The following is a 7,319-nucleotide window of genomic DNA, read 5'->3' as shown; positions in this document are numbered from 1 at the left end:
TCCCTTCCCCAGAACAGCGTCGCCCCCGCGACGGCCGCCGGCATGATCAGCAGGTTCAGGACCGGCACCAGCAACGCCGCATAAGTCACCGCACCAAAGCTCAGGCTCTGCCAGCGTCGCTGGCGCAACCAGCCCATCATGTCCGCCCAGCTCAGCTTGTTGTTGTCCGCCGGGTAGTCGATGTATTGCACTGCCATCATCCACACGCCGAACAGCAGCCATAAAGGCGCGGCAACAAGGTTCAGCACGGGGATGAATGAAAGCACCAGCAACGCCAGCGCGCGCGGTGCGAAATAGCCCAGCTTGCGCAGCTCGCGGCCAATCGTGCGGGGCAGCATGGCCAGCAGCTCGGCCCAGCTGAAAGGCGGCGCTGCGTCTTCGCCGCGCACCACTACCTCGACCTTTTCCGCCAGAAAGCCGTTGAACGGTGCGGCGATGATGTTGGCCAGCATGGTGAAGCTGAAGAACACCATCAGTACCACCAGCACGACGAACAGCGGCCAGAGGATGTATTCGAGAAAGGCGAGCCAGGTCGGCAGGTTGGGCATGAAGGTGTCGACCCAGCCGCTGAACTGGCCGACCGCGAACCAGATCAGGCCGAAGAACAGCAGCACGTTCACCGTCAGCGGCAGGATCACGAACAGACGCAGCCCCGGGCTGAGCACCAGGCGCAGGCCTTCGCGAAGGTATTGCGGGCCGGAGAGGGCGGATACGGGCATTGGCGTCTCCTGAAAAAGGGCAGGGTTTCGTCGAGAGGGGCGTAGCGCAGCGGGATAGTCGATGACTATGGGGTGTATGCAGAACCTGAATTATCCACGGCCTTGGCGGATAGCTAAGGTGGCGCTCAACGTTTTTCGGGTCATCCGCTCCTTCAGCCTTCCCCAAGTGCTTGGGATGACCCTTTTTATTCCCATTGAGCCGGCATAGCCGGCTCGATCCGTCGAAAGGATGCGCGTTACTTGCGCTTGAGCGGTTGGGTGTCGAAACGCACGCCCGGCAGGCCGGTTTCCATGAGCGCGCGAATGTTGCGGTGGTCGCTGCCGTTCGGGTCGGCCAGGACCGCCTGATAGTGCTCGCCGAACGCAAGCAGCGCTTCTTCCGTCGTGAAGTCTTCAAGCAATGCGAGGCCCAGCGTCTTGCAGGAACCTTCGTTCTCGCCGGCAGCGTTCTCCAGTGTGCCGTTGACGAAGCGGCTCGGCTGGTAGTCGTAAGCGCCCTCGATGAAGGCAAGCGTTTCGCTGAATGCGTGGTTGCGATTGCGCAGGCTGGCGCGGAAGTCCTTCAGGTCGTTCATTCTTTCTGGGCCTTGTCGAAAGCGACCTGCTGCTCGGCAGACGCTTCCTTCTGATAGCGTTTTTTCCACTCGCTGTACGGCATTCCGTACACCTCTTCGCGGGCCTGGTCGATGCTGAGTTCGACGTCCAGATCGTCTGCGGCGGCCTTGTACCATTTCGACAGGCAGTTGCGACAGAAACCGGCGAGGTTCATCAGGTCGATGTTCTGGGCATCGGGACGGGTGCGCAGGTGCTGGACCAGGCGGCGGAAGGCTGCGGCTTCCAGTTCGGTGCGTTCTTGATCGTTCATCTCGTGGGTCTCGGCGTTGGCTGAGGTCGGCCGGATCATAACCTTGCGTCAGTGAGCCGGCCAGCCTTGCGCAGGGTCAATCCCGATGCGCAGCCAGGGTGATCGATACGGACTCGGCGAAGCGCAGCGCGTGGGGTTTGTCGACTTCCACTTCGGCGTAGCGCACCTGCGGGTAGCGCATGACCAGGTCGAGAATTTCCTGGGTCAGCCGCTCGAGCAGGGCGAAGCGGTTGTCTTCGACGTGCTGGATGATCGCCTTGGTGATGGTGCGGTAGTTCAGCGCCTGTTCGATGTCGTTTTCGCGCACCGCTTCCGCAGCGGGGTAGAGCATCGTCAGGTTGATCAGCACGTCCTGGCGATTGAGGATTTCCTCTTCCTTGATGCCGATGTAGGTGCGCAGCCGCAGGTCCTTGACGCGGATGCGGGCCATCGCGGGTTCCAGTCGGGGCATGGGGACTCCTTGCAGTCTTCAGATCAGGTGGCGGCCGCCGTTCACGGTCAGTGTGGTGCCGGTGACATAAGGGTTGTCGAGCAGGTAGCGCAGACTCTGGTAGATCACCTCGGCACCGGGTTCGATGCCCAGCGCGGATTTGGCCAGCGCCTTGCGGCGATATTCGGCGTCGTCGTCCGGGTTGAACTGGATCAGCGCCGGGGCGATGCCATTGACCTTGATCGCCGGCGCCAGGCTGGCGGCGAAAGATAGTGTCAGGTTGTCCAGGCCCGCTTTGCTCGCAGCATAGGCGATGTGCTTCTTGCTGCCCTTGCGGGTCACGTCGTCGCCGATGTGGACGATGTCCGCCGGCCCGCCGTGGCGCAGCAGTTCGGCGCAGTGCAGGTTGATCAGGTAGGGCGCGAGCATATGCACCTGGAACAGCTGGCGGAACGCCTCGGCTTCCTGCCCGGGGGTATCCGGGCGCCATTCGGAGGCGTTGTGCACGATGGCCCGCAGGCAGTCGGTCTGCTGCTTGAGAGCGCTGATAAAGGTGGTGATGCCGGTTTCGTCGCTGAAGTCTGCCTGCAACGCCTGTGCGCCCAAGGCGCGAAGCCGGTCGATGCTGTCGCGTTCGCGACGGTAGGTAACGATGACCGGAAAGCCGTCTTCCAGCAGTCGCTCGGCACAATGCAGCCCGATCCGCTGGCTGGCTCCGGTGATGAGAATCGGGGCCTGATGCATGAAAATCCACTGCCTGTAATGGGCGGACCGCCCACAGGTTGAGGCGGTCGCTACAGGCGTGGCAGCTTACACCAGATCGGCCGGCAGCTCTGGCTGCAAATCTGGGTGCAGGCGCTGATGCTGGCGATAGAGGAAGGAGCGGATCCGCTCGGCGTCCTTTTCCTGCGTGAATTCGACTTCGTAGGCGGCCCGCCCGCCGGTCAGCTCGCGAACGCGATGGGCATCGATTTCCAGCGGGCCGTCGTCGGGCAGCGCCAGGCGCAGGTGGAAGTGCTTGGGTGGCTTGCGGTGTCCGCCGGCATCCACCAGCAGGCCGTGCGGAGACAGCTCGTGCACGCTGAGCGAGCTTTCACCACCATCGTTTTCCAGCAGAGGCAGCGGCTGGTCCAGGTGCAGGCGCCAGGCACGCGTGGTTGGCCCGCGCTCGTAGATCACCGGAGGTGCCAGCTGCAGGTCGAGGCTGTGTAGTTCGTCTTCTCGGAGCTGCAGCGGAAAGGACATGCGGAAATCCTCGAACTCCGCCTGCAACGACAGATTGGCGCGAGCGGCCAGCTGCAGCAGCAATTCGTTGGATTGCGCGCCGCCGTCGATCCGAAAGCCTGTCGTGCGCTCAGCGCTGGTGCTGCCGTTGCGCTGCATCAACTTGCGGATGAAGGTCAGTTCGTCTTTGCTGAGAATCGTCTCTTCCGCCATGCGGATACCCTCGGAGGGACAGTGCCCTCCACGTTTGGCGTCGAGCGGCGGGGCCGCTATACGCCTGCAACCGGTATGGTCGCGGTGGGGCAATCGGCCCTATGACAAATGCGATCGACAGTGGTTCCGCAGGCTGCACGTTTTCTGGATGGACGGCTTCGCCTGAGCAGGGTGTGCCGACCAGACTTGGTGATTGCGGCATAATGCGCAGCTTTGATTGCCTCGGAGCGCACATGAAAGTCGCCATTCTTTCCGGGAGCGTCTACGGCACCGCCGAAGATGTCGCCCGTCACGCCGAACACCAGCTGAAAGCCGCCGGTTTCGAAACCTGGCACGATCCCCGCGCCCAGCTGCCACAGATTCTCGATTTCGCCCCCGAAGCGCTGCTGGTCGTGACCTCGACCACCGGCATGGGTGAGCTGCCGGACAGCTTCATTCCGTTGTACTCGACAATCCGTGATCAGTTTCCCGCGTGGAGTGGCCTGCCCGGAGGCGTCATCGCCCTTGGCGATGCCAGCTACGGCGACACCTTCTGTGCTGGCGGCGAGCTGATTCGTGAGCTCTATGCCGAGCTCGGCGTGCGAGAAGTCGTGGCGATGCTGCGCCTCGATGCCAGCGAGACGGTCACGCCGGAAAGCGACGCCGAACCGTGGCTGGAAACCTTCGCGGCGGCCTTGCGTGCCTGAGTGGCTCGCCGGGTCAGCGGCCTGGCTGCAAGAGCAACTGCCGGGCCAGTAGCGGCTGGCTAGAATCCAGGGCATCTTCACGACAATAACAAGAGGTGCCCTCGATGACTGCGCTGCACGCTTTGCCTTCTTTGGAAACCCAAGTGAGCCCCGCCGAATGGCAGGCGCGGGTCGATCTGGCGGCCTGTTACCGACTGGTCGCGCTGCATGGCTGGGATGACCTGATCTTCACGCACATCTCGGCCAAGATTCCCGAAGCCGATCACTTTCTGATCAACCCATACGGGCTGATGTTTCACGAAATCACCGCGTCCAGCCTGGTGAAAGTCGATCTGGCCGGCAACAAAGTGACGGACAGCCCGTACGAGATCAATCCCGCTGGGTACACCATTCACAGCGCCGTGCATGAGGTTCGCCACGACGTCGCCTGCGTCATGCACACACATACCGCCGCCGGGGTGGCGGTCTCGGCCCAGCGTCAGGGCGTGCTACCGATCAGCCAGCAGTCACTGTTCGTGCTGGCCAGCCTTTCGACGCACGGCTATGAGGGTGTGGCGCTGAATCACGACGAGAAAGCGCGTCTGCAGGCCGATCTTGGCGAAACCGCTTTCATGCTGCTGCACAACCACGGTCTGCTGACCTGCGGTAGCAGCATCGCCGATACCTTTCTGATGATGTTCATCTTCCAGCGCGCCTGTGAAATCCAGGTCATGGCGCAGGCCGGTGGCAGCGAGCTGATCGCCATTCCGGAGCAGATTCTGGCCGGTGCGAAGGCCATGGCAGCGGGCGTGACCCGCACTCGCTCGGGCATGGGCGGTGCGCTGGCATGGCCCGGTCTGTTGCGCAAGCTGGATGCGCAAAGCCCGGGCTATGCGCAGTAATACGGGGCGTTCGCGCTACATCGCCGCCTTGGCGAATTGCTGCAGCTGCGGATAGAAGTGGCGGAAGTCCTCGAGCAGCGGGTCGTACAGCTGTTCCAGTTCTTCCAGCCCGCCGGCCAGGCCATCCGGCCGGCTCAGGCGACGGCCCATGTTCGCCAGCACCCTGCCCAGTACCTCGAATTCACGGTAGCTACCGAGCCAGTCGTGTGCCGCCATATGCGGTGCGATCACGGCGAGCTTGCCAGGCAGCGCGGGCTCATCGGCCAGCGCTCGGTAGGCGCGCCGGGTGAACTGGTCCAGCGGTTCGCCGGAGTAATCCGCCCAGTTCGCCGCCAGACAATGATCGAAGAACAGGTCCAGCAGTATCCCGGCGTAGCGGCGACGCTCGCTGGGAAAGCGCGCTTTGGCCTGCAGCACCAGCGGATGGCTGTCGGTGAAGGCATCGATCTGCCGATGCAGACGGATGCCTGCTTCGATCTGGGCCGGCAGGCGGCCCTGCAGCGGACCTTTGACGAAGTCCCCGTAAAGACTGCCGAGCATGTCAGCGGGGCCGGGGCCGCCAAGATGAAGATGAGCGAGATAGTTCATGGGCGAAGCTTAGCGCAGCCTCGACAGGAGGTCGCTATGCGGCCTCGCGCGCGGCCTCCTGCGCCTCCCCAGACAGTGCCCGCTCGATGGCCCGCTGTGCTTGCTCGGCGAGAGCCCTGCGACTGAGTGAGGCAACGGGTATCGGCGCCAGCAGCTGGATTTCTACTTCTGCCACGTCGCTGGCCAACAGCCTGCGCAGGTGCGCGGGCAGTTCGTCGTCGCCGATGAAGGGGGCCAAGGTGTCGGACTTGCCGTTGCGCAGATAGCGGATAGCCACGGGTTGAACGGCACAGCCGGCCTCTATCGCGCAGGCGAACAGCCGGGGGTGGAAGGTGCGCACGTTGCTGCCGTCGGTCGAGGTGCCCTCAGGGAAAATCAGCAGGTGGCGGCCCTGGGTGAGGTGGTTGGCCAGCTGCTGATTGATCTGCGCGGCATCGCCGGCGCCGCGGCGGATGAACAGCGTGCCAGCCTGGCGTGCCAGCCAGCCCAGCACGGGCCAGCGTGCGACTTCGGCCTTGGCCAGGAACGACAGCGGCCGCAGCATTCCCAGCAGCGGGATATCGCACCAGGAAACATGGTTGGCGACCCACAGCATCGGCTGAGCTGGTAGCTGACCGATGATGCGTACGCGATAGGGCAGCGCGGCGGCCAGGCGAACCATGAACCAGCGGGTCAGCTGTTGCCTGCGTTGCAGCGAGGTACGTAGCGCGAGGCGGTCGCCGAGACCCAGTGCGGCCGCCAACAGCAACCCCAGCAGGATCGCCGCGGCGACCCGCAGCAGGCGCAACCGCGCCATCTATACCGCTGCCTTGAAGTGGCGAGCGTAGCGCGGGCACAGCTCTTCGCGCTTGAGCAGGATGAATATGTCGGCGACCTGGAAGTCCGGGTCCCAGCAGGGTTCGCCACAGATTTTCGCGCCGAGGCGCATATAGGCCTTGAGCAGCGGCGGCAGCTGGGCAGTGACGTTGTCCGGCAATTCCAGTTCGGGAAGTGGTGTTCGCGGCTCAGCGTGCAGCAGTTCAGTGCTCAGGTGGCTGTCGCGCAGTCGTTGCATGATCGCTCGGGCCTGGATGCCACCGTCGCGCATCGGGATGCTCGCGCACCCCATAAGGTAGCGATAGCCACCCTGGTTGAGCACCTCGGCCAGTTCGCTCCACAGCACCGCAATGGTCGCACCATTGCGATAAGCCGGCGCCACGCAGGTACGGCCGATCTCCAGCACCGGTTCGTTGATGTTCGCCAGGCCATGCAGGGCAAATTCTCCTTCGCTGTAGAAGCGCCCGAGCTGCTTGGCGGTGAGGTGATCGAGCAGGCGGGTGGTGGCGACCAGCTCTCCACTTGCCAGATCACGTACACCGATATGCCGGCAGTGAATGTCGAAATCGTCCATGTCCAGCCCGAGCTCGGCGCCATTGAGCTGGGCATCGAACTCGCTGCTGAAGACCCGATAACGCAGGGCCTGGGCTTCGCGGAGGGCCCGTTCGCCTTCCAAACGTTCGGCTCGAAGTTGACGCGTGCTGCGTGGGTCGACGATGGCATTCATGCTCTGTCTCCTTGTCCGCCGGGGTAGTGGCGGGTTGGCGATGCAACGCGAGCGTCTGGTTGTTATCGTTGGGCTCGCTGGTTTGGCGTGATCAGGCTAGGAGCAGGGCGTGTCGCCACTGTGACGTTCGGATGATGGTTGGATGACGGCGGGAGCCAGTGGCCGGTAAT

11 protein-coding genes are annotated in these 7,319 nt (G+C 63.5%); 2 read left to right on the top strand and 9 right to left on the bottom strand.

Annotated features, from left to right (window positions below):
- The 6 genes from cysZ to F753_RS45885 form a co-directional block, all read right to left on the bottom strand.
- On the bottom strand, positions 1-719 hold a 719-nt coding region (gene cysZ / locus F753_RS45910), incomplete at its 3' end, for a sulfate transporter CysZ (protein ID WP_023446837.1).
- A 236-nt stretch (positions 720-955) separates the two neighbouring features.
- Positions 956-1,294 (bottom strand): HopJ type III effector protein, encoded by a 339-nt coding sequence (locus F753_RS45905; RefSeq protein WP_023446836.1) that lies wholly within the window; start codon positions 1,292-1,294, stop codon positions 956-958.
- Positions 1,291-1,584: a DUF1244 domain-containing protein gene (locus tag F753_RS45900; protein ID WP_031298361.1), complete on the bottom strand. Its 294-nt coding sequence runs from the start codon at positions 1,582-1,584 to the stop codon at positions 1,291-1,293. Before F753_RS45900 ends, F753_RS45905 begins: the two co-directional genes overlap by 4 nt.
- Before the next feature lie 76 nt (positions 1,585-1,660).
- Positions 1,661-2,035 carry a dihydroneopterin triphosphate 2'-epimerase gene (gene folX, locus F753_RS45895; RefSeq protein ID WP_003285881.1) on the bottom strand — a complete coding sequence of 125 codons (375 nt, stop codon included), beginning with the start codon at positions 2,033-2,035 and terminating at the stop codon, positions 1,661-1,663.
- A gap of 18 nt (positions 2,036-2,053) precedes the next feature.
- The gene (folM, locus tag F753_RS45890; RefSeq protein ID WP_023446834.1) at positions 2,054-2,758 is read right to left on the bottom strand and encodes a dihydromonapterin reductase; all 705 of its coding nucleotides are present in this window, start codon (positions 2,756-2,758) and stop codon (positions 2,054-2,056) included.
- A 66-nt stretch (positions 2,759-2,824) separates the two neighbouring features.
- Positions 2,825-3,451: a PilZ domain-containing protein gene (locus F753_RS45885; RefSeq protein ID WP_023446833.1), complete on the bottom strand. Its 627-nt coding sequence runs from the start codon at positions 3,449-3,451 to the stop codon at positions 2,825-2,827.
- Positions 3,452-3,684: 233 nt separating this feature from the next.
- Here F753_RS45885 and F753_RS45880 point away from each other — a divergent pair, with 233 nt between their 5' ends.
- A complete protein-coding gene (locus tag F753_RS45880) occupies positions 3,685-4,137 on the top strand; it encodes a flavodoxin (RefSeq protein ID WP_023446832.1) in 453 nt (150 codons plus the stop codon).
- Positions 4,138-4,241: 104 nt separating this feature from the next.
- On the top strand, positions 4,242-5,018 hold the full coding sequence (locus F753_RS45875; protein ID WP_023446831.1) for a class II aldolase/adducin family protein: 777 nt from the start codon (positions 4,242-4,244) through the stop codon (positions 5,016-5,018).
- A gap of 15 nt (positions 5,019-5,033) precedes the next feature.
- On the opposite strand, the gene F753_RS45870 is transcribed toward F753_RS45875, so the two are convergent.
- Genes F753_RS45870 through olsB form a run of 3 tightly spaced genes read right to left on the bottom strand, consistent with a single transcriptional unit; the run spans position 5,034 to position 7,149 of the window.
- A complete protein-coding gene (locus F753_RS45870) occupies positions 5,034-5,606 on the bottom strand; it encodes an acyl carrier protein phosphodiesterase (protein WP_023446830.1) in 573 nt (190 codons plus the stop codon).
- A gap of 34 nt (positions 5,607-5,640) precedes the next feature.
- Positions 5,641-6,402: a lysophospholipid acyltransferase family protein gene (locus F753_RS45865; RefSeq protein WP_023446829.1), complete on the bottom strand. Its 762-nt coding sequence runs from the start codon at positions 6,400-6,402 to the stop codon at positions 5,641-5,643.
- Positions 6,403-7,149 (bottom strand): L-ornithine N(alpha)-acyltransferase, encoded by a 747-nt coding sequence (olsB, locus tag F753_RS45860; RefSeq protein WP_023446828.1) that lies wholly within the window; start codon positions 7,147-7,149, stop codon positions 6,403-6,405.
- Between the last annotated feature and the right edge of the window lie 170 nt (positions 7,150-7,319).

The organism is Stutzerimonas chloritidismutans AW-1 (genome assembly GCF_000495915.1).
Taxonomy (GTDB): domain Bacteria; phylum Pseudomonadota; class Gammaproteobacteria; order Pseudomonadales; family Pseudomonadaceae; genus Stutzerimonas; species Stutzerimonas chloritidismutans.
Note: the sequence above shows the minus strand (reverse complement) of the source record. Positions and strands in the feature narration are given on the sequence as shown.